Genomic DNA, 26649 nt, shown 5'->3' with positions numbered 1-26649 from the left:
CGCCTTCGCCGATGTCCGCATCTTGCCGATGATATCAGAGCTCTGATAATATCTCAGTACACTGATAACACGAGGCCAGGCCAATGTCACATGCCCGCAAGGAATACACCGACTTCGAGAAGCTCGCGCCCGACGTCTTCGCCGCGGTGCGCGCACTCGGCCAGTTTGCGGCGAAGGCCGGCCTCGACAAGCAGCTGCTCGAACTGGTCAAGCTGCGTGCCTCGCAGATCAACGGCTGTGCCTTCTGCGTGCAGTATCACATCCTGCAGGGCGAGAGCCTCGGCGTGCCCACCGACAAGCTGAACCTCGTCGTGGTGTGGCGCGAGGCGCCGCAGTTCACGCCGCGCGAGCGCGCTGCGTTGGCCTGGACCGAAGCGTTGACCACCTTGCCGAACGGCGTCAGCGACGAGGTCTATGCGCAGGCCACCGCCGAATTCTCCGAGCAGGAGCTGACTTACCTGACCTCGGCGATCGCATCGATCAACGTCTGGAACCGGTTCGGCGCGGCCTATCGCTGGACGCCGCCGCCGCGCCGGCAGCGTGCGGACGCGGCGGCTTCGTAACGTCGAGACGGATCAAACGGCAACCGACAGGGAGAAAAACAATGACCTCGATGGCAATGACTCCATCTGTTCCATTCGCGCGGCCGCCGCGGCCGGTCGCGCTGGCTGTGATCGCGGGGCTGGCCTCCGCCTTCGTGATCGGCAAGGCACTGCCGACCCCGATGGACGCGATCTCCTCCGTCATCGCGCCGCTGTGCGCCAGCGCCAATGCGGCGTCGCCGCTCGATAAGGTCGAGGTCATCACCTCGCACGCGCTGCCCAATGTCGCGGGCAAGCGCGTCACGGTGGTGCGCGTGTTCTATGGTCCCGGCGGCTTCACGCCGCCGCACCGCCATTCCGGTTCGGTGACGGCCTACATCACCAAGGGAGAAATCCGCTCCCAACTCGGCGGCGGGCCGGTCGAGACCTTCAAGGTCGGCCAGTCCTTCTTCGAGCCGCCGGGGTCGACCCACATGGTTTCGGCCAATGCGAGCACCACGGAGCCGGCGGAGCTGATCGCGGTGTTTGTGGCTGACGAGGGCGCGCAGCTGACCACGATGCTCGAATAACGACCGGCGGGAAGCACTGGACCAGTTTGGTGCCCAGTTCGCGTGAAACTGGACCTTGCGCGCGACGGGGCGCGTCGATTGATTGCGCGGCAGGTTACGGCGACGGTTGCCGACGAGGGACGAACCGATGATCAGTCTGAAGGGGCTCTCTGCCTTCCCGATAACGCCTTCGAACCGGGATGGACGGGTCGATGTGGGTGCGCTCCGCGCCTTGCTCGACCCCTTGATTGCGGCGAAGGTGGATTCGGTCGGGCTGCTCGGAAGTACCGGCTCATATCCGTATTTCAGCCGCGATGAGCGGCGGCGCGCCGTGCAGGCGGCCACCGCCTTGGCAGATGGCAACACACCAATACTGGTTGGCATCGGCGCACTGCGCACCGACGATGCGGTGCGGCTGGCCCAGGATGCGCGCGATGCGGGCGCGACGGCAGGCCTGCTGGCGGCGGTTTCCTATACGCCGCTGACCGATGACGAGGTCTTTGAGCATTTTCAAACCGTGGCTCGCGAGAGCGGCTTGCCGATCTGCATCTATGACAATCCCGGAACGACCCATTTTCAATTCACGCCGGCGCTCATCGGCCGGTTGGGGCGTGTGGACGGAATCGTCGCGGTAAAAAGTCCGGCGCTGGATGCTTCGATGGTGGCGGGCCATCTCAGGGAATTGCGGGCTGTCGTTCCGGACGGCGTTGCGTTGGGTTACAGCGCCGACTGGAATTGCACCGAGGCGCTGCTGGCGGGCGCAGATACCTGGTACAGCGTTGTCGCAGGAATCTTCCCGAAGATCTGCGTGGACATCGTTCGCGCCGCGACGAGCGGCGATGCGGCCCGGGCGCGAGAGCTCAACGGGCGTCTGCAGCCGATTTGGGATCTGTTCAGGAGATATTCCAGTCTGCGTGTCGTCTACGCACTTGCCAATCTCAGAGGGATCTGTGCGGCGGAGCCTCCACGTCCGATATTGCCGCTCCCTGCGGACGCTCAGAGGCGGGTCAAGGAGACGTTGGCTGCGATCGAGATCGATTGATCGCAACCGCGGCGCAAGGCGCTAGATGCCGGCGCGCGCCAGTGGGTCGCGGCCGAACCGGTTGTCACCCTTCGATCCCGGCAGCACGCTCAGCGTTGCGACGAGCGCCAGATAGGGGATCCAGTATTTGACGTGCAGCGCGGCGGCGAGGTGGGGAATGGCGAGGATCGTGAGCGCCCACCAGCCCGAGACGTTGAGGTCGTGCAGCCGCTTCACCAGGATCGCGGCGAACGGCCACAATGACAGCATGAGCAGCAAGCGCAGGACGGACAGGTCGTCGGCGGGCGGGCTGCTGTCGTAATATCGTGGACCGGGGTCGAGCCTTACGCCGATGCGAATGACGAGCATGTCGACCAGGACGAGGCCGAAAAATCCCAGGCCGAATTCCTGCCGGCTGATGCGGCCTTTCACCGAAAGAAAGAACCAGCTGAAGGTCGAGAGCATGCTTGGTTGTGGTCCAGCCTGAATGGGCATCTGATAGAGACTTGCGTCCGATGGTCAAAGCGGGACAGGTTCCCGCGGATTGCTGCTTCCATCATGATCATTCAAGCTGGCAATTGTCGCCGCGACATGGCGCGCATCGATGCGATTCCGAATGGAACCTGCGGTGGGCGTTTGCACAATTTCGGAATAATGGAATAATGCCGCTGATTTGCCCGACGTGTCAAGCTGTCGTGTCGAACGACGGCAGCCGCCGACTACTTTGCATGGGGTTGTTTTCGATATTTTGGCAGTGCGCCCGGAACCGGTGTCCCCTTCGCTCGACAACACTCTAATTGCCGCCACCCTCCTGGGTGTCGATGCGATGCAAGACGTCGTCGGGCAGGGCATGGGCCACGGCGGCCGCAGGCCCTGGCTCCGGTCCGATCTCGCGGCCGCGGCCGCGGATCAGCCGCTCATAGGCCGACACCAGCGTGGTGTAGGGATTGACCCACAGCCAGCCGTCGCGCGTGAACACCTGGACGTCGAAATGCAGATGCCGCGACGTGCCATTGGGGTGGTCGAGATAGTTCGAGACCACGCCGATCTTCTCGCCCTCGCTGACGCGGCGTCCGTTGAGCAGGCCGTCGGCATCCATCACTGACGGGTTCATGTGCATGTAGCGGAAGCGGACGTGCTCGGTGCGGGTGTTGACCTGCAATGTCGCGGCCTGCTGTTGCGGCGAGCGGATCACGATGCTGTCGCGCACCGCAACGACCGCCTGCTGTTTGGGGTCGCAACCATCCTTGCTGTCGACAGGACATGCGCCGGGGCGGATGTCCTGGCCCTGATGGCCGTAGCCGCTGGCGCATTGGCCGACCTCGAAGCTGCGCGCCTCGCAGAAATTGTCCTGCCAGGGATACGCGTCGATGGCCGCGCCGGGCTTGCGCCTGGCGAAGGATTGCGAGTGCGCGAAGGCCGGCGCCTTCTCGAGCGGAAAGCGGATCTGCGAATAGACGGTGAAGTCGGCGTGACCGCCTAGTTGCCTGCGGCCGCCGCTGCCTGCGACGATGTCGCCGCTCGGGTGGTAGGTGAAGTCGGTGGATTGCGCGGCGGGCCGCTCGGCGATGTCGGAGGCGACGTCGCTGCGCGGCCGTGACGGCTGGCCGCCGGCGACGCGCAAAGCCTTCAGAAAGCGCTCGACGACCGGATAGGCCTCGCGGCAGGCCAGCCGCTTCGGCCGCGGCGCGCTGTCGAGGCACTGGATCGACACGACATAGGGAATCCCGAAGCGGGTGAAGGCGTAGCGGACATAGCCCTCGCGAATGAAGCGGCGCAGGTCCGGAAACTGCGCGGCCAGCGTCTTGACCGGCTCGCCCTTGCCGCCGAGCCGGTCGGCGAGGTCGTAGACCAGGATCGAGCCGGAAATCTGCACCTCGACCGGCTTCGCAAATGTTCGCGGCGGCATGCCGTCACCGGCGCGGGGGTCGAGCGAGAACACGGCATCGTAGCCGGACGCACCGGCATGGAAGAAATCGACCGCGCGGAAGTCGGCCTGGTAGCGCGCGATCGACAGGCTGTCCGGCGCACCGTTTTGCCGCGCGTCGAGATAGCTGGCGGGATCGAACGGCAGCAGCACCGGGATCGGGCTCTGCGCGATGCCGGGAAACAGCGGCGCTGTCACAGCGTTCAACTGCACCAGCGCAGGCGTCGCCCGCGGATCGGTGGCGGGAACGCGGCGCTGGCCGGCGAAAGTGAAGCCGGCGGAGACGGCCGGGCGGCTGCCGATCTCCTGCCGCAACTGGTCGAGCACGGCACGCCATTCGACCCGCATGGCCGAGATCGATGGCGTTCGGAATTCGTCGGCATGGGCGCCGTGAAGAGGCGAGAGCAGGGCTGCCAGCCAGCAACTGACGAAGCTGACCACCTTCCTGTTCACTGCACTCCCCGGGCTCATGTCTGATCGCCCGAGAGACTAAAGCAAGTTCCGGAAAAGTGTGTAGCGGTTTTCGGTAAAGTTGATGCTTAACCAACAAGTTGAGGCGCGGTGACGATTCATTTCAAATCCCACCGCGCCTCAAGCGCTCAGTCCTTGGCGCGTTCGACGTAGGAACCGTCCTCGGTCATGACCACGATGCGGGTGCCCGTGGTGATGTGCGGCGGCACGCCGGTGCGCAGGCCGTTGGACAGCATGGCCGGCTTGTAGGACGAGGAGGCGGTCTGGCCCTTGGTCACGGGCTCGGTCTCGACCACTTCCAGCGTCACGCGCTGCGGCAGCTGGATCGCGACCGGGTTGCCCTCGTGCATCGAGAGCTTAACGGTCATGTTCTCCTGCAGATACGGGGCAGACGAGCCGACGATCTCCTTGGAGACCTGGACCTGGTCGTAGTTGTCGTTGTTCATGAAGTGGAAGCCATCGCCATCTTCATAGAGGTAGTTGTAGTTGTGGTCCTCGACGGTGGCCTTCTCGACCTGGTCGGTGGTCTTGTAGCGCTCCGAGACCTTCACGCCGTCGCCGATGCGGCGCATTTCGATCTGGCTGACCGGGGTGCCCTTGCCGGGATGAATGTTCTCGGCGGAAAGGACCACATAGAGCTTGCCGTCCTGCTCGATGACGTTGCCCTTGCGGATGGAACTGGCGATGACTTTCAAAGGTGTTTTCCTGAATTTGAGAGCCTAAGGGCGCCAACCGGATCGGCAGCCCCTCGGCCATGGCGGCGATTTCGGGCTGCAACATACTGATTTGTCCCTGAGATGCCAGTCTTTTGCGGTCGAATTCGCAAGGTCGCGAACCGTCCCGGCCGTCCCAATCGGCCCTATTTTCGGGCCGGATCGGGCGCTTTCAGTGCGGTCCGGTTGTGCTCGGCAAAGCTCGCAGGAACCGAGAATGTGCCGGTCTTCAGTAGAGGCAACGCCAGTCCTCGACCCAGGGGAAAGGCGTTCCTCTCCTTGGATGTCGAGCGGTCGTTCAGGTTAAGCCAGGCGCGCACATGGACAAGGTGCGCGTCTTTAGACAAGAAGGGACCAACCTCGCTGCGTTCCGCGGAGGTTGGGGCTGTGCGGGCTTATGAACTTGTGTGGAATCAATCGGTTGTGCAAGACTTTTGAGTGCGGATGGCGGCTCGTTGATGTTGAATCCATGAGGATGCTCTTGCGATGACAGCTCATGACCAGCCGTCGCCCTGGTGGACGCCGCAGCGCTACGCCGACCGCAGGCCGTTCCTGCAGGCGCGGGCCGCGATCACGCGAGCGGTGCGCGCCTGGTTCGAGGAGCAAGGATTTGCCGAGGTCGAGACCGCGATCCTGCAGATCTCGCCGGGCAACGAGACCCACCTACACGCTCCCCGCACCGAGCTCAGGCAGGCTGATGGCTCGCATGCGCCGCGCTATCTGCGCACCTCGCCGGAGTTCGCCTGCAAGAAGCTGCTCGCGGCCGGCGAGCCGAAGATTTACGAGTTCGCGCGGGTGTTCCGCGACCGCGAGCGCGGCGACCTGCATCTGCCCGAATTCACCATGCTGGAATGGTACCGCGCCAATGCCGGCTATGACGCCATCATGGCCGACACGATCGTCGTGATCGCCCATGCGGCGCAGGCGACCGGGATCGGGCGGTTTTCATTCCGTGGCAGGATGGCCGATCCCTTTGCCGAGCCGGAATTGCTGACGGTCGCGGCAGCTTTCGAGCGCTTCGCCGGCATCGATCTGTTGGCGACGATCACGGGCGGCGCGGGCGATCGCGAGGCGCTTGCGGCGGCTGCAGCAGCGCGGGTGCGGGTTGCAGATGACGACACCTGGTCCGATATCTTCAGCAAGGTGCTGGTCGAGCATGTCGAGCCCCAACTGGGGCAGGGCCGTCTGACGGTGCTGTTCGAATATCCGTCGCCAGAGGCCGCGCTGGCGCGCACCAAGCCCGGCGATCCTGATGTCGCCGAGCGTTTCGAGGTCTATGCCTGCGGCGTCGAGCTCGCCAACGGCTTCGGCGAGCTGACCGATGCGGCCGAGCAGCGCCATCGTTTCACCGCAGCGATGGACGAGAAGGCCCGCCGTTATGGCGAGCGCTATCCGCTCGACGACGATTTCCTTGCCGCTGTCGGCCAGATGCCGGAGGCCAGCGGCGTCGCGCTCGGCTTCGACCGGCTGGTGATGCTGGCGAGCGGCGCGCCACGAATTGATCAGGTGGTCTGGACACCGCCTGCGGGAGAGGCATGAACAGGATCGAACCAAAACTGGCGGCGACGCTGCGACAGCCGCGCGACCTGGTTGATGCCGGGCTCGCGCCGGTCGCAGCACTTGCCGGGCTCGAGCGGGTCGCTGCGCGCTACGCGGTCGCCGTGACGCCGGATCTCGCCGCGCTGATTGATCCGGCCGATCCCGCCGACCCGATCGCGCGGCAGTTCATCCCGAGCGCCGACGAACTCGTCGAGCAGCCGGGCGAGAACGCTGATCCGATCGGTGACGATGCGCATTCGCCGGTCGCCGGCATCGTGCATCGCTATCCCGATCGGGTGTTGTTCAAGCTCGTCCATGTCTGCGCGGTGTATTGCCGGTTCTGTTTCCGGCGCGAAATGGTCGGGCCGGGAAAGGCCTCGGCCTTGTCCGATGACGCCTACCGCGCGGCGCTGGATTACATCCGCAGCCATCCGGAGATCTGGGAAGTCATCCTGACCGGCGGCGATCCCTTGATGCTGTCGCCGCGCAGGCTGACAGAGATCATGGCCGATCTCGCCGACATCGATCATGTGAAGATCGTTCGCCTCCACACCCGTGTTCCGATCGCCGATCCGGGCCGTATCAATCCCGAGATGATCGCGGCATTGCGGGTCGAAGGCGCGACGACCTGGATTGCGATCCACGCCAACCATCCGCGTGAGCTGAGCACCCATGCTCGCGCGGCGTGCGCGCGCCTTGCAGACGCCGGCATTCCCCTGGTGAGCCAGTCCGTCCTGCTGCGCGGCGTCAATGACGATGCTGCGACGCTCGAGGCGTTGATGCGCGGCTTCGTGGAGTGCCGGATCAAGCCCTATTATCTGCATCACGGCGACCTTGCGCCCGGCACTGCGCACTTGCGCACCACGATCGAAGCCGGGCAGGAATTGATGCGGGCGTTGCGCGGGCGTGTTTCCGGACTATGTCAGCCGGATTATGTGCTCGACATCCCGGGCGGCTACGGCAAGGCGCCGATCGGCCCGAGCTATTTGTCGCAGCCGGCTTCCCGCGAACGTGAAGTTCCGGTGGAACGGCGCTACCGTATCGTCGATTATTGCGGCGACGTTCATCTTTACCCGCCGCAATCCTGAGGCGGCGATGAGCGGGGCCGGGGACGGACGGCAGGAGCCGCCCGAGGACGAGGGCAACCGCAGCATCGAAAATGCTGTGATGTTCGGCTTCTTTGTGGTGCTGGTCGCCGCGGGAATCTGGCTCCTTGGCACGATGGCCGATATACGGAAGGTACAGGATTGCGCAGCGCAGGGGCGACGCAACTGTGCTACCGTCGAGGTCCCGGAACGGGCGCGATAGGGTTGAGAAGCGGAGACGCGAGATGCGGAAGACAGTTTTGTTGATGGCTCTGATGATGGTTGCGGCCGGAGCGCCCCAGCTTGGCACGTCCCAGGCATGGGCGCAGCAGCAGGGCGGATCGTCCTCCATGCAGAAGGGCGGGACGGTCCCGGAGGCGCCGATCGGACATCGTCAGCCGCGCCGCGGCGACGTTGGCAACGAGAAGAACATCAGCGATCCGAACAGTCAGGCCAACAAGGAAGACGCGGCGCTCGACAAGAAGATCAAGAGCATCTGCCGCGGCTGCTAAGCCACGGAAGAGACCGGCGGAGCGCGATGTACGCCCCGCCGGCAACGCTCAATCCGTCCGGCCGTGTCAGGCCGAACGCTCCTGCAGGCCACCACGCCGCACGCTGCGCCTTGCGTCGACGGCATCGGCCAACTGCTTCAGCACGTCAGCCGTCGTCCCGAGGTCGATGCAGCCATCCGTGATGCTCTGGCCGTAGGTCAGCGCCTTGCCCGGCACGACGTCCTGGCGTCCCGCAACAAGATTGCTCTCGATCATCACGCCGATGATGCGCTGTTCGCCGCCTGCGACCTGGCGCGCGATGTCGGCGGCAACTGCCGGCTGGTTCTCCGGCTTCTTGCTGCTGTTGGCGTGGCTGGTGTCGATCATCAGCCGCGCTGCGACACCGGCGCGGCCGAGCTCGGCGGCGGCAGCATCGACGCTCGCGGCATCATAGTTCGGCGCCCGGCCGCCACGCAGGATGACGTGGCAGTCTTCGTTGCCGCTGGTGGCGGCGATCGCCGAACGGCCGCCCTTGGTGACCGCCATGAAATGATGCGGGTGCGAGGCCGACTTCACCGCGTCCGCCGCGATCCGCACGCCGCCGTCGGTGCTGTTCTTGAAGCCGACCGGACAGGACAGCCCGGAAGCCAGCTCGCGATGGATCTGGCTCTCGGTGGTGCGCGCGCCGATCGCGGCCCAGGAGACCAGATCGGCGATGTACTGCGGCGTCGTCATGTCGAGGAATTCGGTGCCGGCCGGCAGGCCGAGATTGTTCACTGCCGACAGCACGTTGCGGGCGAGCCGCAGGCCCTTGTTGATGTCGAAGCTGCCGTCGAGATCGGGATCGTTGATCAGCCCCTTCCAGCCGACGGTGGTGCGGGGCTTCTCGAAATAGACCCGCATCACGATCTCGAGGCGGTCGGCGAGCTGTTCGCGCAGGCTGGCGAGGCGCTCGGCGTAATCGACGGCCGCCGCGGGATCGTGGATGGAGCAGGGGCCGACGACGACCAGCAGGCGGTCATCGGTGCCGTTCAGGATCGCGTGGACGGCGTGGCGGGCGCCCATCACGACCCGGGTCGCCGTCAGGGTGCGAGGGACCTCCCGCATCACCTCTTCGGGCGTACTGAGCTCTTTCAATTCCTTGATGCGAAGATCGTCTGTCGTACTCAACACGGCTGGCTCCTTTGGATTTCGGGACCTGCCGGCACACAAAAAAGCCGCCAGGTCTGGCGGCTTGTTTTGGACTTTTGCTGCAATTCTTCAGATTGAGCGCGATCCTCCTGCCGCCAGCGAGCTGTCGTAGCTAAAGTACCAAAAATAGCTGGTGGCGGATGTGATCATGGGGCGGCTCTATAGCGCAGGGATTTGGGGCTGTCACCCCCCAAAAGCAAGCCCCCCGCGGTTCGGCGTCAGGTGTTGCGCGCCGCCAACGCCATGCCGATCAGGGTCGCACCGCCGAACATCAGATTGAGGCCGACGAGGAGGCCGATCGCCCATCCTGCGGATTCCGGCAAGCCGGCGATGATGAAGAAGGCGATCACGACGTCCATCAGGCCGGCGATCAGCAGCCAGGACCAGCGTCCCGACAATTCGCGGCGGTGCTCCAGCGCGTACATGACGGTGGCGACGCCCTCGGCGACGAAATAGGCGCCGACCACGATGGTCAGCGTCAGCACGCCCTGCATCGGACGGGCGAGCAGCACCATGCCGGCAAGCACAGCGAGCGCGGCCGAAATCAGCGACCACCAGAAGCCCGGCATGTTGCGCGCCCAGAACGTCACGATCAGCCCGCCGATGCCTGAGATCAGGAACATCCAGCCGAGGAAGATGGTGACGGCGAGGCTCGCGAATGTCGGCACGATCATCGCGGCAATGCCGAGGATCACGAGCAGGATGCCCTCGAACAGGAACGCCTTCCAGTGCGCCTTCACCGCGGCCTGCATTTCCGATCGCAGCTTGTCGAGGTCGTTGGACAGGGTCATCGCGGCTCTCCGGATCTGCGCATGTGCAGTCTATCCTAACCCGTTATAAATGGTCAGCCCGTCAGTTGCGGCAGCAATAGCTGTGCGCTCATCTTTCCGCATGGCGGTTTTCGACAGCCAGAATCCTTGGCACAAGCTTGGCCGCCAGATATCGCGAGGCGCGCGGCGACAGATGCAGGAAGTCGGCCGATACCAGGTCGTTTGCGCTGGTCCCGACCCTCGTCAGACATCCGTCCGCGTTGCACAGCTCGTCATAGGGCGACAGATATTCGATCCCGAGATCGGCGGCGATCTGCCCAACCCTGTCGTCAGTCTGCTTGGTCAATCGCACGTCGTGGCTTCGTTCCGGGATCAATGCATGATGGCGCAGGAAATATTGCACCGTCAGATGGGGCACCGTGTCGGTCCAGACCGGGACAGGGCCGACCAGGATGACACGAACGGCGCCGGCCTGTCTGAGGGCGGCAATCGTCGGGCGGAGATCGTCGGCGGTGGGTTCTCTGCTCCACACCAGGTGCAGGAGCACGACATCGGGGTGCGAGCGGGCAACCGCAGCAACGATGTGGCGGTTGGTTTGAACACAAAACGGAATGGTCTCGGCCTGCGCGGTGAAGAGCGGCGGGCAGGAATTGACGGTGAACTGGGCTAACCCGAATTGATCGCCCTGGACTTGCCGCAGCCCGGCGGCAAGCATGCCGGCGGTCGAATCGCCCCATACGAAAACAAGCGGGCGCTTGCTGGCGTCGACGCAACTCGGATCAAACGCGAGATTGGCGGAAGCGGAGATATGGCATTCGCCGTATCTCAGGAAGTCCCTGGATACGGTCATGGCGCCGGCTTCGCGAACGATCGCCGGAAGCCGAAAGGCAAAGCCGTCGACGATCGCCAACGCTCCCACCGATGCAACGGCCACCATCGATGCCGCAAGGACCGGCGCCACCCGCCACTGCCCGAACCTGATTGGGCGCTCGACGTAGCGATAGGTTGCCCAGGCCAGAATGAAGCTGGCCCCAACGGCCAGCCCGTTCTCGGCCAAAGTCAGGGGACGACCCTTGAAGCTCGCCGCAAAAACCAGGATCGGCCAATGCCAGAGGTAGAGCGGATAGCTGATCAGCCCGATCGCGACCGCGGTACGGGTCGAGAGAAATCGATTGCGACCTGACATGATGAGGGCAGCTGCTGCGGCGACCGGCGCCACCGCTGCGATCCCGGGGTAGGTCATGGAGGGCGAATAGAACGCGGTTACCGCCGCGATCACTGCGAGCGCAGACCATCCGAGAAGATCGCGCGCCGCGGAGAATCCGTTGGGCAGGCAGACGGCCACCAATGCTCCGGCTGCGAGCTCCCACGCCCGCGTGAACGGCTGGTAGAATGCGGCTTCAGGGTTGGTTCGAACGACCAGGATATTTGCGACAAGCGATGCGATGAAGATCAGGGCAAGGGGAGCGGCGGCGGCGATCCGCCATCGCATCAGCGCCCACAGCAGCAAAGGCCAGACAAGATAGAACTGTTCCTCGATGCCGAGCGACCAGAGATGGAGCAGCGGCTTCGTTTGCGCGGCCGCATCGAAATAGCCACCTTCCGAATAGAACAGCAGGTTTGCCGAGAAACCCGCGCCTGCAGCAATCTCCTTTCCAAGGGCCACCAACTCGCTCGGCATCAGAAGTTGCCATCCGGCGACGAAGGCGGCGATCAAGACGACGATCAGGGCGGGAAAAATCCTGCGAATGCGACGCGCATAGAACGTCGCAAGGCTGAAGCTCCCGTTCTGAATGTCGCCATAGATGATCCCGGTGATCAGGTAGCCGGAAATGACGAAGAAGATATCGACCCCGACGAAACCCCCGGGAACATATTGCGGGAACGCGTGGCCGAGCACGACCAACGAGACGGCAACGGCCCGCAGGCCGTCGATATCCGGCCGATAATTCTTGTAGTTGTGCCCCATCGTCCTCTCGCGCCTGTCTGTGTCTCTCCCTGAACCTGCCGAGGTTGTTTTGCAAGGGGAGCGGTGCCGGCCGGGGCGCTAGCTTTGACCGGGTGCGGACGGAAAGCCCTCCGAGGCGGTCCGCATCCGGTTGCGGCCGAGGAAGTAGACCGCGGTGGTCGCGATCAGCAGCGCCAGTCCGATCAGGATCGAGGTGAAGCCGATCGGGACCAGGATGAACGACGCATTGCGCTCGGGATTGACGTACCAATGATGCAGCGAGGTGAGCAGGAAGGAGACGCCGGCAAAACCGGCGCCACCGCCGATCAGCAGCAGCGCCCACATCCGCCGCAGCTGGCTGAGCCGCTCGCGCGCAACGTCGGTGCGCGGCGCATGATGCTTGCCGAGGCGTCGCACCAGGCGGATTGCAAAGCCGATCGAGGAGAAGCCGATCAGCACGCTGGCCGAGCCGAGCAGCAGCCGCGTGGTCGAGCCGAGATCGGGGATGCGCTGGAGCGCCAGCAGCGGAAAATCGAACGCCGCATGCAGCGCGACCGGCGCGACCAGCACCAGCGCCCAGTTCGTCATGCGCGCCCAGTCGCGGTGACCCCGGTAGGCGCCGAGCGCGCCGCCGGAGCGCGCGATCGCAAGATAGGCGCCGGCGATGATACCGAGCGCGCCGTGGAACGGCACCGTGAGCACGCTGCGCAACGCCGCGAGCGCGCGCCACATGTCCTTGTGCTGGACCAGATAGGCGAGGTTCTCATAGGCGGCAAATCCAAGTCCGGCGGCCGCGCCATAGACCACCGTATCCATCGGATCGGCGAAGGCGCGGCGCCGCGTCGAGATGACGACGATGACGAGCACCTTGACGATCTCCTCCGGTGCCGCGACCCCGAAAGCTGCACGCACCGCCTGCGTCGCCCAGGGATTGTCGGGAATGGCGAGCAGCGCATTAAACGGAATTCGCGCCAGGCCGAGCAGCGAGATGCTGGCCGCGCCGAGCACGAAGGCGAGCCACACCTGCACCGGCGGTCCGGGGCGCTCGTCGGCGGCGATGACGAGCCACAACACCAGCAATGCGGGGGCAATGGCGGCGGCGCCGATAACGGTTGGAAGCGACTCAAGCAACAACATGAGCCGGACGGGCCCCTTTGATGGCACCAAAGCGATGCGTGCCGAAGAAATGGCAGCAAGTTCAGCGGATTGCAAATCGGTCTGATGCCGTTCTCGTGACCAATATGCCACGGTGCCTTACGAAAGCGGGTTGGAAAGGTGCCGTTGCGGGCCTCGATCAGCTCAAGGGGGAGGGCGGCACCCGGACAAGTTCCTGACGGGAGGCAGGCCCATGGCGTTTCCAGGCGCAGGAGCTTCGATAACCCCGACGATGGGTGGGATTGCGACCGGTGGGTCCAATCAGCTTTCGGCACCGCGTTCCCTTCGTTGGGCTATAATGCCGTGGGCAAGGCGACTGATCCGGTAAAAGCCAGAGATGCTTTCGATTGATTCTGCTGTGATCGTTCTTGCCGTGATCGCGCTGTTTGCGGCGTTTGTGAATGGCGCGCTTGGTTACGGGTTTTCCTCGCTCACGGTGCCGGTCGCACTCGTCTTCTACACCAACCGCGTCCTCAATCCCGCGGTGGTCCTCGTCGAAGTCTTCGTCAATCTGTATGTTCTGTGCATCAACCTGAGCGGTGTTCCGGCCGTGTGGCGGCGCGTGCTGCCTATTCTCATCGGCATGCTGCCCGGCATCGCGGTCGGAGCCTTTGCGCTGACGTCGCTTCAGCCCGGCTGGACCAAGTTCGCCACCTACTCGATCATTCTGCCGCTCATTCTGCTGCAGGCGGCCGGTTGGCGGAGGCCGATCCAGTCGAAATGGCTGGTCGGTTTGCCTTTTGGAACGATGCTCGGGGTCTTGTACTCGGTCACGACCATTTCGGGCCCGCCGCTGGCGATCCTTTTCAACAATCAGGGCCTCGTCAAAGATGAGTTTCGGGCCGGTCTCGCACTGGTTCGGGTGACGGAGTCCAGCCTGACTGCAATCGCGTACTACAAGCTCGGTCTGTTCATCGACGAGAGCCGGAGCCTCTTGTTCGTGCTCGTTCCCTGCGTTGTCCTCGGCATACCGCTCGGTGCCTGGCTGATCCGGCGGCTCGACGCCGAGACGTTTCGCCGGATCTGCATGAGCTTTGATGCGTGGGTCGTGGGATTCGGCCTGTCGCGCGTGTTGATCGAAGTGAAGCTGATGGAAAGCCCCTGGGCCTACAGCGTCATGGCCGGCACGATCCTGATCGACATCTGCTTGCTGTACGTCTTCTTCACCGCGAGGAGAAGCGCCGTGCAGAGCTCGCACGCGTTGGCTTCGCTGAAGTCGGGCAACCGGGGCGGTCCGACCTGAAGGTGCTCTAACCTGCGAGCAGGCGCCGGCAGGTTTCGACAAATACCTCGGCACCCGTGACGATGTCGGCGTCGTCGGTGTTCTCGCTCCAGTGATGGCTGATGCCGCCGATCGACGGCACGAACAGCATCGCCGCCGGCATGATGGTGGCGAGGACCTGGGCGTCATGGCCGGCGCCGCTCGGCATGCGGATCGATTTGCCGCCGGCGCAGGCTGCGCTCGCGGCTTCGATCGCATCCTGGAATGCGGGCGTCATCATCGCGGGCACCCCGGTGCGGATGCGCTCAACCTTCACGCCGCAACGGCCCTGAGCGGTGGCCTCGGCCGCCAGGCGATGCAGCTGCTCCTCGAGACGTGCGATCACCTCGGGATTGTCGTCACGAATCTGGAACAGCATCTCGGCGCCGCCTGGAATGATGCTCGGCGCGCCCGGGTCCAGCGTGATGCGGCCGGTGGTCCACACCGTGCGCGGTCCCGACAGGGCAGGGAAGCTGTCGTCGACCGCGACGCAGAACCGCGCCAGCGCCAGGCCGGCGTCCCTGCGCACCGCCATCCGCGTGGTGCCGGCATGGTTCTGCTCGCCGGTGAACGTGATGCGATACTGCCAGATGCCGACGATCGAGGTGACGACGCCGATCTTGAGCCCGCTGCTTTCCAGCGTGTCGCCTTGCTCGATATGCGCTTCGAGATAGCCGATGTGGCGGCCGGTCTCGGCGTTGAGGCGCGGGCGGCCGGCGAAGCCTGCGTCGCGCAATGCATCGCGCATGGTGCGATCGCTGGAGCGGTCGCGGGCTGCATCGATGTCGGCTTCGGTCACCGCGCCGACAAACGACCGGCTGCCGAGGAAACTGCCGAAATGTCCTTCCTCGTCGCACCACGCAGCGACCTCGACCGCGCCGTTCGCGTCCGGATCCGTATTGATGACGCGCGCCGCCTCCAGCGCGTAGATCACGCCGAGCGGCCCATCGAGCCAGCCCGCATGGTTCTGGCTCTCCAGATGCGAGCCGGCGAGCAGCTTTGGTCCCGCCTTTGCGCTGGAGCCGAGCACATTGCCGATGCCGTCGATCGTTGCGGTGAGATTGGCGTCGGGCAAACGCGCCGCGAGCCAGTCGAGCGAGCGCAGATGCGGTTCGGAGAATGTCGGCTTGTGCACGCCGGTCTTGTAGGCGCCGATCGCGCGCAGCGCGTTGAGATCGGCGAGCGCGCGCTTGCCGTCGAAGCGACCGTTGATGCCTGGCATGACTGGACTCCGGATTGCCGTCTTGATTTCGCGTCTTGATTTGCGCCTCGATTTGCTCCTTGGCGCCTCAATCCCGTCTTGATGCCGTCGTGGTTGGGTGCGACGGAACAATCAGGGCAAACGATTTCTTAGCGGTTCTGCTCTTAGGTCGCAGTACGAATAGCGTGAGAGTGTGATCATGTCTGCATTCCGGAACTGGGCTCGCAAGGCCGCTGTGCTGTTTTTTCCGATCGCGCTCGGCGCCTGCGCGCAGGTTTCGCAGCAATACAGCATGACTACGCCGCCGCCGGGGACAGGTCCGCTGGCCTGGGACGGTGCCGGACAGGACCCCAATCTCCCGCAGCCGCGGCGCCATGCGCGCAACGCGTCGCCCGCAGTAGCGGACACATCGGGCGCGCAACTGTCGGAAGCGGACGCCGACGAGCGGCTGGCGCGCAAGCTCGTAATCTGCAGCACCTGCATCAAGCGGACGCCTGTGGCGGCGCAGCCGAATAATCGTCAGGACGTCGCCAGCAATCACTGACGGCTGCCGCTGAGCGCCATTGCCGGACATCTCGCAGGCCTTAGTTAGGCCACGATGTCGGTCGATGCGCAGGCCCATGCCGATCCGAAGATTCATTGTTCCCGTCGTCGTCGTCGCGCTTGCCGCCGCAATCCTGATTCACGTCGGCGGCTCGCGGGCGCATGCGCATGTGCCGACGCATTGCGGCTTCTGGACCTCGATCGAGGCCGGATTGTCCTGCAGGTGATCTCCAGGTGACCTGCAGCGTGACCTGCAATCCGGGAAAAGCGCTCTGAACGCTTGCCCGCCCGGCCAATCGCCACTATACGTTCGCCCGTCGCGGCTTGAGGGCTGTGGCCAGTCCGGCGCATCTCACGTCTAACGTATTGATTTGCCGGGAGTTTTGCTCCCTTCGTCTATCGGTTAGGACGCCACCCTTTCACGGTGGAGAGAGCGGTTCGATTCCGCTAGGGAGCGCCATCACGGCCAAAGTGAAGACTCCACAAAATCAGACCTTTACGCGTCCAGATTGATATTTTCGGCGCATCACCCGGTCAATCTCGCGACGACAGCTCTATCAGCAACTCCGTGAAGTGATCCCCAAGCGCGGGCGATCGCCGCGCTTGGGGCCGGAACGGTCCAGGGTGAACTGGCGCTTGTCTTTGCTCTGCCGTCAGACCTGCAATTGCCGCAACTGCTTCTTGATTGGGGGCTTACGATCGCGATTGGCGCTGCTCGGAACATGACGTCAGGGCAGACCGATGACTTTTTCGACCTGCTGCGCGACTGTGCGAATTGCTGGATCAATTTCGCCTGGAAATAATCCACACGACGATCGGCCAGCTCGGCTCATTTCGTAATGCCAATTGGTAAATTGGATTGGCAGGATCGTCCGGGATGGGTTTCATCCGAAGCGGGGACGCCATCAAGTTGATCACCTCGCGGTTGCCCCATCCCCCACAAGCGATCGACTCGGCGTTCGCCTTGTCAGATAACAGCCTTAGCGATTCCGGAGTGAAGCGCCAAAAGTCCTTCGGCGCCGCGTGAATGCCATTGACGAAACAGGTCGTGTGACAGACGTAGCCGCCCGGCTTCACAACTCTGATTGATTCAGAGAATGCTTTTTGGGGGTCGCCCTCGACGTGTTCGAGAACCTGATCCGAGACACAGAAGTCAAAAGTGTCGCTCTCGAATGGCAAATCTATGAAGTTGGCATCAGGATAGCTGACCTCTGTGTATTTCGTTTTGGTCAGTCCCAGCTCAACACCGAGTCCCTTCGATCCGGATATCGACAGGCAAGTTTTTTCGTTTCCGTCATATTCCGATAGAGCGCGATGGAGCGCTTTGTACATCGCGAGGCGCGTGATCCACCACGTCTTTGGACCGGGCGCATCGAGAGCGTGTTCGTAAAGTTGCCGAATGGTGGTTGGCGAGAGACCGTCCATTGTTTTTCCTTTGAAGGTGGCACACTACCGTATTGCAAATATCGAACTGAGCCCCAGCAAACGGAAAAGAGATGTGCAGCAGTCGCCCGCTCCCTTCAAAAGAAAACAGCATACGCACCACGATCAATCCGATCAAGTGCGGCGTTTAGCGATCGAGATTTGCTGCGGCCCAAGCCGCGCGGACTCGCCACCAAACGGAGAGGGCCAAGGTCGCTTCATCAATTGAGTTCGTTGCCAAGACTGCGTCCTTGATGAGCGACGATGTGACTATCGCGCGAACGCTGGCGGCATTTACGGCAACGACGTCACCGCAGCACTTGGCCACAGCCAGGCAGCCGCGCTCCGCTTGGTACCAAGCCATGCAGCAGATCAGCCAAGTCAGCCAGGATGTCACTTGCGGAGTCCGAACCGACTTCGAAATCCAGATTTGCAACGGCGCCGTGCCGCGCTGGCAGATGTGAACAATCCTGAGATCGCTGCAATCCGCCGCTCTTTCGCAACCCTTTGTAAAGCCAACGGCGATACGGCTGGGCCCGGGATGATGTGATGGCTCCAGGGACCAGGAAGCGCGAAACGCGCAAATCGCTGCGGCAATCCGGCTGGATCACGCTCGACGGCGGATTCGCCGCGCGGCCCTGCGTGGTCGAGGACATGTCTTCGTCGGGCGCCAAGATCACGGTCCAGGACAACAACACGCTGCCGGCCAAGCTGCGGCTGGCGTTCTCGCGCGACGCCCGCACCGGGCGCGCCTGCGAAGTGGTGTGGCGCGAGGGCAGGACGTTCGGCGTCAAGTTCGTGCGGTAGAGCATGATCCGAAAAAGTGGATCCGGGTTTCCGAACAGATCATGCTCAAGAAAGAAGCAAGCTCATGCCGCAATTCTGCCCGATCGCATCATGAGCTAGCCTCATCCGGTGGCGCAGGATAAAAGGCCGGATGCGCAAGACCTGCTTCGCCATCATCGCCGTCCTGCTTCCCGCCGCTGCGTTCGCCCAGCAGGGCGACCGCCGCAGTTTCCAGACGCCCGCTGACGCCGGCAAAACCTTGCCGTCGAAATCCGCGACGCGAAGCAATCCTTGCGCGTCGTACGGACCGGGCTTCGTCAAGGTCGAGGGCGCCGACACCTGCGTGAAGCTCGGCGGCGGCATCAGCGTCGATGGCGGGATGTCCGGCCGCGGACGGTGAGCGGTTTGCCGCCCGCGCTCACGACATCGGCGGCGCGATGAAGCGCACGAAGGCCGGCCGGCCTGCGATCTCACCGAACCAGCGTTCGAGATTGGGCAGCTTCGGCTTGCTGACGCCCTCGACGCCGAGCCAGCGCCGCGCAAAGGCGCCGAGCGCGATGTCGGCGATCGTGAAATGGTCGCCCTCGATGAAGCGGCGCCGTGCAAGCTGCGCCTCGACGACGCGCCACACCACGCCCTCGGCATCGGCGTCCTTCTGGATTTGCACCATGTCGCGCTTCTCCGGCGGCGTGCGCACCAGGCCCCAGAACACCGGCCGGTCGACCGGCTGCAGCGTCGACAGCGTCCAGTCGAGCCAGCGGTCGACGGCGGCGCGCGCCTTCGGCGCTTGCGGATAGAGCGGCGCGCCCTGACCGTAGGCCATGCAGAGATAGCGCATCACCGAATTGGATTCCCACAGCACATAGTCGCCGTCGACCAGCGTCGGGACGCGGCCATTCGGATTCATCGCGAGATAGTCGGGCTGATCGTTCTTGCCGAACTGCATGCCGGCATCGATGCGCTGATAGGGGAGGTCGAGCTCGACGAGACACCAGAGCACCTTCTGCACGTTGACCGAATTGGCCCGGCCCCAGATTGTCAGTTGCGGCTTGCTATCCATCACGCGTTTCTTCCCGCTGTTGTGCTTTGCGCGCGTTCATAGCTGAAGCGTCGGGGAAAAGCGCGGGGTGAATTGTACCGAGAGCAAAAAAAGAGGCCCCGCCGCGTTGCGGCAGAGCCTCGCTGATAGCTATGCATCAAGACGCCGTCAGTGACCGAACAACAACCACAACACGATGATCACCGGGATCGGCACACCCAACAGCCAAAGCAAAATTCCTCTTCCCATCGTTGCCTCCTCGCATGCTTGTGAGGAGGCAACGTCAACGATCGTGTCGCGTTCCTCGCGTTCGCTCGGCGCTTCAGCAGAAGCGAAATGCCGACAGGAACGCGGCTGCGGGCGCGGTGTTTACCAGTGACCGGTGTTCGGCATCGACGCCCACGGCTCGGCCGGGGCCTTCGGCTCGCCCTTTTGCAGGATCTCGATCGAGTGCAGGTCGGGCGAACGCACGAATGCCATGTTGCCGTCGCGCGGCGGCCGATTGATGGTGACGCCCATCTTCATCAGCTTCTCACAGGTCGCGTAGATGTCGTCGACCTCGTAGGCGAGATGGCCGAAATGGCGGTCCTCGCCGTATTTCTCCTCGTCCCAATTGTAGGTCAGCTCGACCAGCGGCGCGCCGCGGGTCTGCGGCAGGGACTTGAGCAGATGCAGATCTTCCTCCGCGCAGAGAAACAACAGCGTGAAGCGGCCCTTCTCATTGTCGATGCGGCGCACTTCCTTCAGCCCCAGCGCGTCCTGATAGAATTTCATCGCGACATCGAGATTGCGGACGCGCAGCATGGTGTGCAGATAGCGCATTTTTTTATCCTCCTGCAGATTCAGAGATTTTGTTTGGGCTCGGGCGAGACGGGGCAAGAAATAGCAGCAAAACGCGGCGCGGGGCAGGGGTTTGCGCGACTTTTGCCGAGCGCATTTCGCCTTTGCATGCTCACGCCTTCGCGAGCGCTGGCGCCCGTTGCGCCGCGCGATCACGCAGCCAGGTATGGACGGGACGCGCGGCGACACGCTTGCACAGCAAGCGGATGCAAGAAAGCCCCGCCCAGCAGAATTTCTGGGACGGGGCTTGTGGTCGAGCCTTGGAGGCGCGGCCTCTATCGCACCGATTGCCGATCACGGCCAATCAAGGACGCGCGAGGTTGGACGTCCTCTAAAGCGCAAAACCCCGCGAGTGGGCTCGCGAGGTCTGATGCCGACCGGCCTTGGGGAGATCGTGCCGGCAACCGGGCATACAATGTCGCTGCGCGCGGAAAGTTCCTGGGGCCGGAAAATAGAAAGCCCCGCAGGCTGGATGCGGGGCTTTCCCAGCTAACGGACTGGGGATCTCTCAGGGCGTGAGCCGTCAACTGTTGGAGACCAAACTTAAGGTTGAATTTATAAAATGCAACAGCGCCGCGTAGACGGAGTATGTTCGTCCCACAGCGCTGCGCCGGATGCTGGGCCCTGAAATCCCCAGCGCCCTTTATGTCTTCGCGCCGTACAAAAGGTTCAAAGAAGGACCCCGCGAGGGGGATTCGCCGGGTCCTTCCAAAGCCGACAGGGCGGTGAGCTGTCGGCACCACGCGTGATGTGCCGTTGCGCTTGTTCAATGCGGACTGGGTCCGCCAGCTGGCCGACCGCCTCCAGAAAACAAAACCCCGCCAGTTTACCGAAGTAAGCTGACGGGGCTTGTTGAGCTGATATTTCCGGTGGATTTCTCCCTCGTTGTACCGCTCGCCAAACCAACGGCGGAACGAGAGAGTCGTTCCTTCCTTTTTTGAAGGTCGCCACTTTTTTTGAAGGTCGCTTTTTGAAGGTCGCAACTCTCCGGATGTTGGTCGTGGGAACCTACTTTTTTGCGTCGTACCTTTTCGCCGCGCCCTTTGCCGTGTCCTTCATCTCGGATTTGTTGGCCCGCTTCACGCCCATGCCCGTGGTGTCCATCGCGCCGCTCTGGGTAGCTCCGTTGGTGTTTTCAGGCCGTTCCATGCCGCTCTGCGGCGCGGGACCGGTATCCTGGGCAAATGCCGCGCCGCATATCAGGGTGAGGACGGTGACCGCGATGAGCTTGCACATGGGCGCCTCCTGGCGTCACCAGGATGACCCGCGCGCAGTCGAGAGGTTCCTGTCGGCTGGTGCCGCTCTCACACCTTGATGTCGAGGATGGTCTCGACCGCTTCCCGGTCGGCCTGGTTCTTCGCGGCGAAGACATCCAGCACATCCTCATTGATGATGCGCGGCTGCTCCTTCGCCGTCTGGTCGACGACGAGCTGCACTCTGGCTTGCGTCACTTCGACAGGTACGGGGTATACGAGCATGGCTCTCTCCCTCCGGAGGATCGAACCTTGTCAGGGCTTTCTTAACGATTTGTAAGCGCCCGGGAGCTGCGTTTTGCGCCGATTCGGAGGGCCGGGCGGTATCGGCCTGCTCGCACGCCGGCCGGATTGGAGCCATACTGCGGGCCGCCAGGACCGGGCGGCGCGATCGATGAAGAACGGGCTCTATTCGATCCACATCCACATGACCGACGGCGTGAGGGGCCGCGACAGCGGCATCCTGATCCTGCGCGACGGTCTCTTGATCGGCGGCGGGCCGTATTTCTGGTCGATCGGGGCCTACACGGTCGGCGAGGGCACCTGGAAGGGACATCTCAGCACCAACCAGCATTCGCCGTTCGCCGACCCGTTCACCCGTCCGCTGTTCGCCGGACAGGAAGTGACGAGCGGGTTCTCCGGCACGTTCAGCGGTGACGAGGCCGAAGTGTTCGGGACCGTGTTGGTTGGAACCCGCAGCCTGGGTTTCCGGGCCACCCTGAAACGGCTGGCGGATGCCTGACGCGCGCACGCGGCGTGAGGCTGTGGACGAGGGTGCAGCAAGATCCGTATTTTGTTGGATAATTGGACCCACTGGTGCTGTGAATTTGCTGCGGACAAGTGGGGGATATCGCTGTGAATCCCGCTGCAGTGGCTGATCGGAACTTTCCTGACGAGGCATTACCCGGCCACCGCTAACCCTACCTGGTTAGGTTAAGGGCAGCATGGTGTTGTCACCACTTGCGATTGCGATTGGGATGGCTGCGGGTGACAGCCATGATGCCATCGTTCCACAGTGCTGATCGACCGACCCACCGGCGCGTGATGGTGGTGGGGCTGCTGTTCTGCTCGGCTTTCGTCGCGATCAGCTTCTGGCTTCGGCCGCAGCCGGAGAGCGGCAAAGTGCTCGTGAAGTCGGACCGGCTGGTCCGGACAGCGGGAGAGGCTCGGAAGGCAAACTGAAGACGGCAAGCCGGGGAGAGGCAAGTGGAGACGGGCCGCCGGCGCTCAGTCCGGCAGCTTCCCGTTCGGATGCTTGTGATACATCGCGATGCCGATGAAACCGGCAAAGCCCATCACGTTAAGCAGCAGTTCCATCCACGCCGGCATCGACGCCAACCTCGTTCTCCGTCAAGCTAATCTCTGAGGTTGTATTTTTGTTCCAGCGCTATCCGATGGTAGCTTTGCGCTATCGCATGGCTGGCGCGTTTTCGAGCGATCCGATCGGAAAACGCTCCAGGGAACCGGAACTGCGTTTGCGGCAACCATCGCACAGCGGCACTGGCAATAGCCATAAGCCCGGAGCACGCCGCTCCGGGCTTTCTCACTTGCGCCTCATGGCGCAATCGCGGTGCCCGGACCACCAGCGCGGTCGCCCGGCAGGGCATCAAGCGGCCTTGCGTCAAGCGGTCTTGCGTTGAAAGCCACTCCAGGCATTGCCGAGCGTGTTGTCGTAGTATTCCTGGCGATCGCGCTCGAACTTCTGCTGCGTCGCCCTGAAGCTGGCGACACGTGCGACGATCTCCTCGCGCTCGCGCGCGACGCGGTCTTCCTGATCGGTCATGCCCATCCTCCTGGCCGTGGTCCTGTCCCGGGCGCATTGGCGTCAGCGAATTGGGCGTCAATGCGGAGCGGCCAGTGCAGGAATGTGATGATGCTGAGGCGGTGGAAGAGCGACGAAGCGGATGCGCCGAGGCGGCTGGTCGCAGCCGATCGATCAAGGCATCTCGATGGCAGCCGATCGCTCGCGCAACGGTTGAACTCGCAATCGGTTTGGCCGTGCTATAGTCGCTGCGGCCAACCGGATTGTTTTCAGTGATCGCAAAAGACTTGCGCAACGGCGTCGAGCAGCTCGGCAACATGATTGCCGAGGCGTCGTCCATCGTGCCGTTCACCGGGGCGGGCATCTCCACCGAGTGCGGCATTCCCGATTTCCGCTCGCCCGGCGGGCTGTGGACCCGCAACCGGCCGATTCCGTTCGACGAGTTCGTCGCCAGCCAGGACGCGCGCGACGAGTCCTGGCGGCGCCGCTTTGCGATGGAACAGACCTTTGCGGCGGCCAAACCCGGTCGCGGCCATCGCGCGCTTGCGTCGCTCTACCGGGCCGGCAAGGTTCCCGGCATTATCACGCAAAACATCGACAACCTGCATCAGGCATCGGGCTTCAAGGCCGACGACGTGATCGAGCTGCACGGCAACACGACCTATGGCCGCTGCATCGGCTGCGGCAAGGACTACGAGCTGTCGTGGGTGAAGCAGCAGTTCGACAAGACGGGCAGCGCGCCCGACTGCGCGGACTGCGGCGATCCGGTGAAGACCGCGACGATCTCGTTCGGGCAATCGATGCCTGAGGATGCGATGCGCCGCGCGGCGGAACTCTCCAGGCACTGCGACCTGTTTCTGGCGATCGGGTCATCGCTTGTGGTGTGGCCCGCCGCAGGCTTTCCGATGATGGCGAAGGAGAGCGGCGCGCGGCTCGTGATCATCAACAACGAGCCGACCGATCAGGACGACATCGCCGATCTGGTGATCCGCCACGACATCGGCGACACGCTTGGTCCTTTCGTAGGCAATTGATGCCCGATTGATTCGCGGCTGTGCAAGCCTGTTCATAGTTCCCGCAAGAATCGTTTTTTAGCTATGCCCCGCAAGCGGGAGTGTTATCTTTTGGTTGAGAGATTCGCGCCGCGTCCAAAATCAGTCCGAGTGAGTTGGTCATGGAGAGCAGCGTGTACAGGGTGCGCCGCAACGACGGCGATCTGCATTTGATGTGTGGGGTCCGGGGTCATGGGGTCGGACGGATTTGAGTCCAAGAAGCTCGGCGGACCGCCGATGGGCGGAGTTGGGCAAAGCAGGATTGGTCAAGGCGAGTATGGAAGCGCGCCGCGCGATCCGGCGATCGATGCCTTCTCCGGTCTCGGCGACACCGCGGCCAACCTCGTCGAGGTTTCCGGCGTCATCAAATGGTTCGACGCCTCGAAGGGATACGGCTTCATCGTCCCCGACAATGGCTGGCCCGACATCCTTCTGCATGTGACCGTACTGCGGCGCGACGGCTATCAGACCGCCTATGAGGGCGCACGGCTGGTCGTCGAATGCGTGCAGCGCGCGAAGGGCTACCAGGCTTTCCGCATCGTCTCGATGGACGAATCGACGGCGATCCATCCGGCGCAGATGCTGCCGCCGCGCACTCATGTCACGGTGACCGCAACCAGCGGGCTCGAGCGCGCGCAGGTCAAGTGGTTCAACCGGCTGCGCGGCTTCGGCTTCGTGACCTGCGGCGAGGGCACGCCCGACATCTTCGTGCATATGGAGACGCTGCGCCGCTTCGGCATGACCGAACTGCGCCCCGGCCAGTATGTGCTGGTGCGGTTTGGGCCCGGTTCCAAGGGCATGATGGCCGCCGAGATCCACCCGGAGACCGGTCCGTCGGCGCTGTCGTCGCATTAGCGCCAGAACAGACTCCCTGACGGAAACGTGAGCCGCCGGCGAGCCCTCCCGGCTCTGGCATTTGCCGCAATCGTCGGGTTAGGGTCCGCCGGAAAATTGTCTCCGGTGTGAGTATTTGTCGATGAATTTCGTTCGCATTGTTGAGCGGCTTCGCCCGTGGCTGATGGCCTCGCTCATCATCATGTTCGGCGCGCTGCTGGTCCCGGCCGCGCAGGCTGCAAGCGTCCAGCCGCTCGAGATCGTCACCAAATCGGGCGTGCACGTCTTCTCGGTCGAAATGGCGACCACCGAGCAGGAGAAGGAAACCGGCCTGATGTACCGGAAGGAGCTCGCGGACGGCAAAGGCATGCTGTTCGACTTCTCGCCGGAGCAGGAAGTGTCGATGTGGATGAAGAACACCTACATCTCGCTCGACATGATCTTCATCCGCGCCGACGGGCGCATCCTGCGGATCGCCGAAAACACCGAGCCGCTTTCGACCAGGATCATTCCGTCGCGCGGGCTGGCCAAGGGCGTGCTCGAGGTGATTGCCGGGACCGCGCAGAAATACGGCATCCAGCCCGGCGATCGGGTTGCCCATCCGCTGTTCGGCGGCCGTTAGCATCCGGTTTTGACGCGATTTCCGGACGGAAAGCGGTGCCCGGATTCGCCGCACGAAGCCCCCATCCGTGCCTTGCTGGCGCTGGCTGAAGCGTGTATCCACGGGGCTTCTCGGAAATGTCGGGGTATAGCGCAGCCTGGTAGCGCGGCAGTTTTGGGTACTGCAGGTCGTTGGTTCGAATCCAGCTGCCCCGACCATCCAAATCAAAGACTTAACAGAACGCTCCGTCGGTAGATGAGGCGGACGCAATGATCGGCGCGTGCTCGGCATTCGTGTCTGACCTAGTCCGCAAATCGCGGTCAGTTGGCACCCTGAAATAGCACGCGCGGGACCGAAGACCCGCGCTCCACTGCTCGCAACTTCAGCCGCCCGGGCGCTGACCAGGTCAACGAGCCGGCGGGTTGTAGCGATCCAGGATCACGGTTCTTGAGCCACTCTCCGGCGGTCGCGAGATGGGGTCGTCGAATTTGTGATAGCGGTCGAACTGCTGCTGCTCATCGCGCAGATGCGGCGCTTCTACGGACGAGTAAGCTCTATTTGCACCGTTCCAGTGATCAAATCCCGACACGACGCAACCCCGTCTTGATTCAGATGCAGGTTGGTTAGCATCGTTGTGGGGGTATCTCTGTATCG

31 protein-coding genes and 2 tRNA genes are annotated in these 26649 nt (G+C 63.4%); 19 read left to right on the top strand and 14 right to left on the bottom strand.

Annotation, left to right across the window (positions count from 1 at the left end):
- The first annotated feature begins 83 nt into the window (after positions 1–83).
- From QJT82_RS03105 to QJT82_RS03095, 3 genes are all read left to right on the top strand, one after another.
- Positions 84–563 carry a carboxymuconolactone decarboxylase family protein gene (locus QJT82_RS03105; RefSeq protein ID WP_028342119.1) on the top strand — a complete coding sequence of 160 codons (480 nt, stop codon included), beginning with the start codon at positions 84–86 and terminating at the stop codon, positions 561–563.
- Positions 564–604: 41 nt separating this feature from the next.
- Positions 605–1111 carry a cupin domain-containing protein gene (locus QJT82_RS03100; RefSeq protein ID WP_028342118.1) on the top strand — a complete coding sequence of 169 codons (507 nt, stop codon included), beginning with the start codon at positions 605–607 and terminating at the stop codon, positions 1109–1111.
- 127 nt (positions 1112–1238) lie between these two features.
- Complete coding sequence (locus QJT82_RS03095) at positions 1239–2132, top strand: dihydrodipicolinate synthase family protein (protein WP_028342117.1); 894 nt, start codon at positions 1239–1241, stop codon at positions 2130–2132.
- Positions 2133–2153: 21 nt separating this feature from the next.
- Here the strand turns inward: QJT82_RS03095 and QJT82_RS03090 are convergent, their stop codons facing one another.
- The 3 genes from QJT82_RS03090 to efp form a co-directional block, all read right to left on the bottom strand.
- Positions 2154–2576, bottom strand: coding sequence for a DUF805 domain-containing protein (locus tag QJT82_RS03090; RefSeq protein ID WP_028342116.1), 423 nt, complete (start codon positions 2574–2576; stop codon positions 2154–2156).
- 328 nt (positions 2577–2904) lie between these two features.
- Positions 2905–4509, bottom strand: coding sequence for a peptidoglycan DD-metalloendopeptidase family protein (locus QJT82_RS03085; RefSeq protein WP_028342115.1), 1605 nt, complete (start codon positions 4507–4509; stop codon positions 2905–2907).
- Positions 4510–4637: 128 nt separating this feature from the next.
- Complete coding sequence (gene efp, locus QJT82_RS03080; protein WP_016844580.1) at positions 4638–5204, bottom strand: elongation factor P; 567 nt, start codon at positions 5202–5204, stop codon at positions 4638–4640.
- A gap of 504 nt (positions 5205–5708) precedes the next feature.
- Here efp and epmA point away from each other — a divergent pair.
- The 3 genes from epmA (at position 5709) to QJT82_RS03065 (ending at position 8358) form a co-directional block, all read left to right on the top strand.
- Positions 5709–6761: an EF-P lysine aminoacylase EpmA gene (epmA, locus tag QJT82_RS03075; protein WP_028342114.1), complete on the top strand. Its 1053-nt coding sequence runs from the start codon at positions 5709–5711 to the stop codon at positions 6759–6761.
- Positions 6758–7849 (top strand): lysine-2,3-aminomutase-like protein, encoded by a 1092-nt coding sequence (locus tag QJT82_RS03070; RefSeq protein WP_028342113.1) that lies wholly within the window; start codon positions 6758–6760, stop codon positions 7847–7849. Before epmA ends, QJT82_RS03070 begins: the two co-directional genes overlap by 4 nt.
- Before the next feature lie 242 nt (positions 7850–8091).
- Entirely contained in the window at positions 8092–8358 is a 267-nt protein-coding gene (locus QJT82_RS03065; RefSeq protein ID WP_028342111.1) for a hypothetical protein, read from the top strand.
- A gap of 66 nt (positions 8359–8424) precedes the next feature.
- Here QJT82_RS03065 and QJT82_RS03060 read toward each other — a convergent pair whose 3' ends face one another.
- From QJT82_RS03060 to QJT82_RS03045, 4 genes are all read right to left on the bottom strand, one after another.
- Positions 8425–9510, bottom strand: coding sequence for a 3-deoxy-7-phosphoheptulonate synthase (locus tag QJT82_RS03060; RefSeq protein WP_028342110.1), 1086 nt, complete (start codon positions 9508–9510; stop codon positions 8425–8427).
- Between the two features lie 236 nt (positions 9511–9746).
- Positions 9747–10319 carry an HdeD family acid-resistance protein gene (locus QJT82_RS03055; RefSeq protein WP_028342109.1) on the bottom strand — a complete coding sequence of 191 codons (573 nt, stop codon included), beginning with the start codon at positions 10317–10319 and terminating at the stop codon, positions 9747–9749.
- 88 nt (positions 10320–10407) lie between these two features.
- Entirely contained in the window at positions 10408–12267 is a 1860-nt protein-coding gene (locus QJT82_RS03050; protein WP_035632022.1) for an acyltransferase family protein, read from the bottom strand.
- A gap of 78 nt (positions 12268–12345) precedes the next feature.
- On the bottom strand, positions 12346–13383 hold the full coding sequence (locus QJT82_RS03045) for a PrsW family glutamic-type intramembrane protease (protein ID WP_028342108.1): 1038 nt from the start codon (positions 13381–13383) through the stop codon (positions 12346–12348).
- Between the two features lie 391 nt (positions 13384–13774).
- Here QJT82_RS03045 and QJT82_RS03040 point away from each other — a divergent pair, with 391 nt between their 5' ends.
- The gene (locus tag QJT82_RS03040) at positions 13775–14644 is read left to right on the top strand and encodes a sulfite exporter TauE/SafE family protein (RefSeq protein ID WP_245288788.1); all 870 of its coding nucleotides are present in this window, start codon (positions 13775–13777) and stop codon (positions 14642–14644) included.
- A 7-nt stretch (positions 14645–14651) separates the two neighbouring features.
- On the opposite strand, the gene QJT82_RS03035 is transcribed toward QJT82_RS03040, so the two are convergent.
- Positions 14652–15884, bottom strand: coding sequence for a Zn-dependent hydrolase (locus QJT82_RS03035; RefSeq protein WP_028342106.1), 1233 nt, complete (start codon positions 15882–15884; stop codon positions 14652–14654).
- A gap of 178 nt (positions 15885–16062) precedes the next feature.
- Here QJT82_RS03035 and QJT82_RS03030 point away from each other — a divergent pair, with 178 nt between their 5' ends.
- The 3 genes from QJT82_RS03030 to QJT82_RS03020 all read left to right on the top strand — a co-directional run bounded on the left by QJT82_RS03030 (position 16063) and on the right by QJT82_RS03020 (position 16866).
- Positions 16063–16407 (top strand): hypothetical protein, encoded by a 345-nt coding sequence (locus tag QJT82_RS03030; RefSeq protein WP_155258600.1) that lies wholly within the window; start codon positions 16063–16065, stop codon positions 16405–16407.
- 76 nt (positions 16408–16483) lie between these two features.
- Positions 16484–16633 carry a hypothetical protein gene (locus tag QJT82_RS03025; RefSeq protein ID WP_196238189.1) on the top strand — a complete coding sequence of 50 codons (150 nt, stop codon included), beginning with the start codon at positions 16484–16486 and terminating at the stop codon, positions 16631–16633.
- Positions 16634–16791: 158 nt separating this feature from the next.
- Positions 16792–16866: transfer RNA gene (locus QJT82_RS03020), tRNA-Glu, on the top strand.
- Positions 16867–17189: 323 nt separating this feature from the next.
- Here the strand turns inward: QJT82_RS03020 and QJT82_RS03015 are convergent.
- The gene (locus tag QJT82_RS03015) at positions 17190–17831 is read right to left on the bottom strand and encodes a methyltransferase domain-containing protein (RefSeq protein ID WP_051447968.1); all 642 of its coding nucleotides are present in this window, start codon (positions 17829–17831) and stop codon (positions 17190–17192) included.
- 251 nt (positions 17832–18082) lie between these two features.
- Between QJT82_RS03015 and QJT82_RS03010 the strand changes: the two genes are divergently transcribed.
- The 3 genes from QJT82_RS03010 to QJT82_RS03000 all read left to right on the top strand — a co-directional run bounded on the left by QJT82_RS03010 (position 18083) and on the right by QJT82_RS03000 (position 19014).
- Positions 18083–18292 (top strand): hypothetical protein, encoded by a 210-nt coding sequence (locus QJT82_RS03010; protein ID WP_028342104.1) that lies wholly within the window; start codon positions 18083–18085, stop codon positions 18290–18292.
- An 85-nt stretch (positions 18293–18377) separates the two neighbouring features.
- Entirely contained in the window at positions 18378–18635 is a 258-nt protein-coding gene (locus QJT82_RS03005) for a PilZ domain-containing protein (RefSeq protein ID WP_018271493.1), read from the top strand.
- 130 nt (positions 18636–18765) lie between these two features.
- The gene (locus QJT82_RS03000; protein ID WP_035632019.1) at positions 18766–19014 is read left to right on the top strand and encodes a hypothetical protein; all 249 of its coding nucleotides are present in this window, start codon (positions 18766–18768) and stop codon (positions 19012–19014) included.
- Between the two features lie 18 nt (positions 19015–19032).
- On the opposite strand, the gene QJT82_RS02995 is transcribed toward QJT82_RS03000, so the two are convergent.
- The 4 genes from QJT82_RS02995 to QJT82_RS02980 form a co-directional block, all read right to left on the bottom strand.
- Complete coding sequence (locus tag QJT82_RS02995) at positions 19033–19674, bottom strand: glutathione S-transferase family protein (RefSeq protein WP_028342103.1); 642 nt, start codon at positions 19672–19674, stop codon at positions 19033–19035.
- A gap of 348 nt (positions 19675–20022) precedes the next feature.
- Positions 20023–20475, bottom strand: a complete 453-nt coding sequence (locus QJT82_RS02990; protein ID WP_028342102.1) for a VOC family protein — start codon at positions 20473–20475, stop codon at positions 20023–20025.
- Positions 20476–21501: 1026 nt separating this feature from the next.
- Positions 21502–21729, bottom strand: coding sequence for a hypothetical protein (locus QJT82_RS02985; RefSeq protein ID WP_028342101.1), 228 nt, complete (start codon positions 21727–21729; stop codon positions 21502–21504).
- A gap of 68 nt (positions 21730–21797) precedes the next feature.
- Positions 21798–21971, bottom strand: coding sequence for a hypothetical protein (locus tag QJT82_RS02980; RefSeq protein ID WP_018271496.1), 174 nt, complete (start codon positions 21969–21971; stop codon positions 21798–21800).
- Between the two features lie 73 nt (positions 21972–22044).
- Here QJT82_RS02980 and QJT82_RS02975 point away from each other — a divergent pair, with 73 nt between their 5' ends.
- Both QJT82_RS02975 and QJT82_RS02970 read left to right on the top strand, forming a co-directional pair.
- Positions 22045–22488: a GrlR family regulatory protein gene (locus QJT82_RS02975; protein ID WP_245288787.1), complete on the top strand. Its 444-nt coding sequence runs from the start codon at positions 22045–22047 to the stop codon at positions 22486–22488.
- A gap of 254 nt (positions 22489–22742) precedes the next feature.
- Positions 22743–22928, top strand: a complete 186-nt coding sequence (locus tag QJT82_RS02970; protein ID WP_035632016.1) for a hypothetical protein — start codon at positions 22743–22745, stop codon at positions 22926–22928.
- Between the two features lie 439 nt (positions 22929–23367).
- Here the strand turns inward: QJT82_RS02970 and QJT82_RS02965 are convergent, their stop codons facing one another.
- Complete coding sequence (locus QJT82_RS02965; protein WP_162832435.1) at positions 23368–23529, bottom strand: hypothetical protein; 162 nt, start codon at positions 23527–23529, stop codon at positions 23368–23370.
- Positions 23530–23780: 251 nt separating this feature from the next.
- On the opposite strand from QJT82_RS02965, the gene QJT82_RS02960 reads away from it, so the two are divergent.
- From QJT82_RS02960 to QJT82_RS02945, 4 genes are all read left to right on the top strand, one after another.
- Entirely contained in the window at positions 23781–24542 is a 762-nt protein-coding gene (locus QJT82_RS02960; protein ID WP_028342098.1) for a Sir2 family NAD-dependent protein deacetylase, read from the top strand.
- A 210-nt stretch (positions 24543–24752) separates the two neighbouring features.
- Positions 24753–25415 carry a cold-shock protein gene (locus tag QJT82_RS02955; protein WP_018271501.1) on the top strand — a complete coding sequence of 221 codons (663 nt, stop codon included), beginning with the start codon at positions 24753–24755 and terminating at the stop codon, positions 25413–25415.
- 163 nt (positions 25416–25578) lie between these two features.
- Positions 25579–26016, top strand: coding sequence for a DUF192 domain-containing protein (locus QJT82_RS02950; RefSeq protein ID WP_196238190.1), 438 nt, complete (start codon positions 25579–25581; stop codon positions 26014–26016).
- Positions 26017–26136: 120 nt separating this feature from the next.
- Positions 26137–26213, top strand: a tRNA-Pro gene (locus QJT82_RS02945).
- Positions 26214–26649: the final 436 nt, after the last annotated feature.

It is taken from the genome of Bradyrhizobium sp. Mp19 (assembly GCF_029952935.1).
GTDB classification, from domain to species: Bacteria; Pseudomonadota; Alphaproteobacteria; order Rhizobiales; family Xanthobacteraceae; genus Bradyrhizobium; species Bradyrhizobium elkanii.
Note: the sequence above shows the minus strand (reverse complement) of the source record. Positions and strands in the feature narration are given on the sequence as shown.

Excerpts from the sequence above, each read along its gene's own strand:
- QJT82_RS03010 (WP_028342104.1), top strand. The coding sequence starts at position 18,083 with ATGAGCGACGATGTGACTATCGCGCGAACGCTGGCGGCATTTACGGCA.
- QJT82_RS03035 (WP_028342106.1), bottom strand. The coding sequence starts at position 15,884 with ATGCCAGGCATCAACGGTCGCTTCGACGGCAAGCGCGCGCTCGCCGAT.
- QJT82_RS02950 (WP_196238190.1), top strand. The coding sequence starts at position 25,579 with ATGGCCTCGCTCATCATCATGTTCGGCGCGCTGCTGGTCCCGGCCGCG.
- QJT82_RS03105 (WP_028342119.1), top strand. The coding sequence starts at position 84 with ATGTCACATGCCCGCAAGGAATACACCGACTTCGAGAAGCTCGCGCCC.
- QJT82_RS03100 (WP_028342118.1), top strand. The coding sequence starts at position 605 with ATGACCTCGATGGCAATGACTCCATCTGTTCCATTCGCGCGGCCGCCG.
- QJT82_RS03015 (WP_051447968.1), bottom strand. The coding sequence starts at position 17,831 with ATGGACGGTCTCTCGCCAACCACCATTCGGCAACTTTACGAACACGCT.
- QJT82_RS02980 (WP_018271496.1), bottom strand. The coding sequence starts at position 21,971 with ATGCTCGTATACCCCGTACCTGTCGAAGTGACGCAAGCCAGAGTGCAG.
- QJT82_RS02965 (WP_162832435.1), bottom strand. The coding sequence starts at position 23,529 with ATGACCGATCAGGAAGACCGCGTCGCGCGCGAGCGCGAGGAGATCGTC.
- QJT82_RS02985 (WP_028342101.1), bottom strand. The coding sequence starts at position 21,729 with ATGTGCAAGCTCATCGCGGTCACCGTCCTCACCCTGATATGCGGCGCG.
- QJT82_RS03050 (WP_035632022.1), bottom strand. The coding sequence starts at position 12,267 with ATGGGGCACAACTACAAGAATTATCGGCCGGATATCGACGGCCTGCGG.
- QJT82_RS02995 (WP_028342103.1), bottom strand. The coding sequence starts at position 19,674 with ATGGATAGCAAGCCGCAACTGACAATCTGGGGCCGGGCCAATTCGGTC.
- QJT82_RS03005 (WP_018271493.1), top strand. The coding sequence starts at position 18,378 with ATGGCTCCAGGGACCAGGAAGCGCGAAACGCGCAAATCGCTGCGGCAA.
- QJT82_RS02955 (WP_018271501.1), top strand. The coding sequence starts at position 24,753 with ATGGGGTCGGACGGATTTGAGTCCAAGAAGCTCGGCGGACCGCCGATG.
- QJT82_RS03030 (WP_155258600.1), top strand. The coding sequence starts at position 16,063 with ATGTCTGCATTCCGGAACTGGGCTCGCAAGGCCGCTGTGCTGTTTTTT.
- QJT82_RS03055 (WP_028342109.1), bottom strand. The coding sequence starts at position 10,319 with ATGACCCTGTCCAACGACCTCGACAAGCTGCGATCGGAAATGCAGGCC.
- QJT82_RS03025 (WP_196238189.1), top strand. The coding sequence starts at position 16,484 with ATGCCGATCCGAAGATTCATTGTTCCCGTCGTCGTCGTCGCGCTTGCC.
- QJT82_RS03065 (WP_028342111.1), top strand. The coding sequence starts at position 8,092 with ATGCGGAAGACAGTTTTGTTGATGGCTCTGATGATGGTTGCGGCCGGA.
- QJT82_RS03090 (WP_028342116.1), bottom strand. The coding sequence starts at position 2,576 with ATGCTCTCGACCTTCAGCTGGTTCTTTCTTTCGGTGAAAGGCCGCATC.
- QJT82_RS03045 (WP_028342108.1), bottom strand. The coding sequence starts at position 13,383 with ATGTTGTTGCTTGAGTCGCTTCCAACCGTTATCGGCGCCGCCGCCATT.
- QJT82_RS03070 (WP_028342113.1), top strand. The coding sequence starts at position 6,758 with ATGAACAGGATCGAACCAAAACTGGCGGCGACGCTGCGACAGCCGCGC.
- QJT82_RS03000 (WP_035632019.1), top strand. The coding sequence starts at position 18,766 with ATGCGCAAGACCTGCTTCGCCATCATCGCCGTCCTGCTTCCCGCCGCT.
- epmA (WP_028342114.1), top strand. The coding sequence starts at position 5,709 with ATGACAGCTCATGACCAGCCGTCGCCCTGGTGGACGCCGCAGCGCTAC.
- QJT82_RS03085 (WP_028342115.1), bottom strand. The coding sequence starts at position 4,509 with ATGAGCCCGGGGAGTGCAGTGAACAGGAAGGTGGTCAGCTTCGTCAGT.
- QJT82_RS02970 (WP_035632016.1), top strand. The coding sequence starts at position 22,743 with ATGATGCCATCGTTCCACAGTGCTGATCGACCGACCCACCGGCGCGTG.
- QJT82_RS02990 (WP_028342102.1), bottom strand. The coding sequence starts at position 20,475 with ATGCGCTATCTGCACACCATGCTGCGCGTCCGCAATCTCGATGTCGCG.
- QJT82_RS03095 (WP_028342117.1), top strand. The coding sequence starts at position 1,239 with ATGATCAGTCTGAAGGGGCTCTCTGCCTTCCCGATAACGCCTTCGAAC.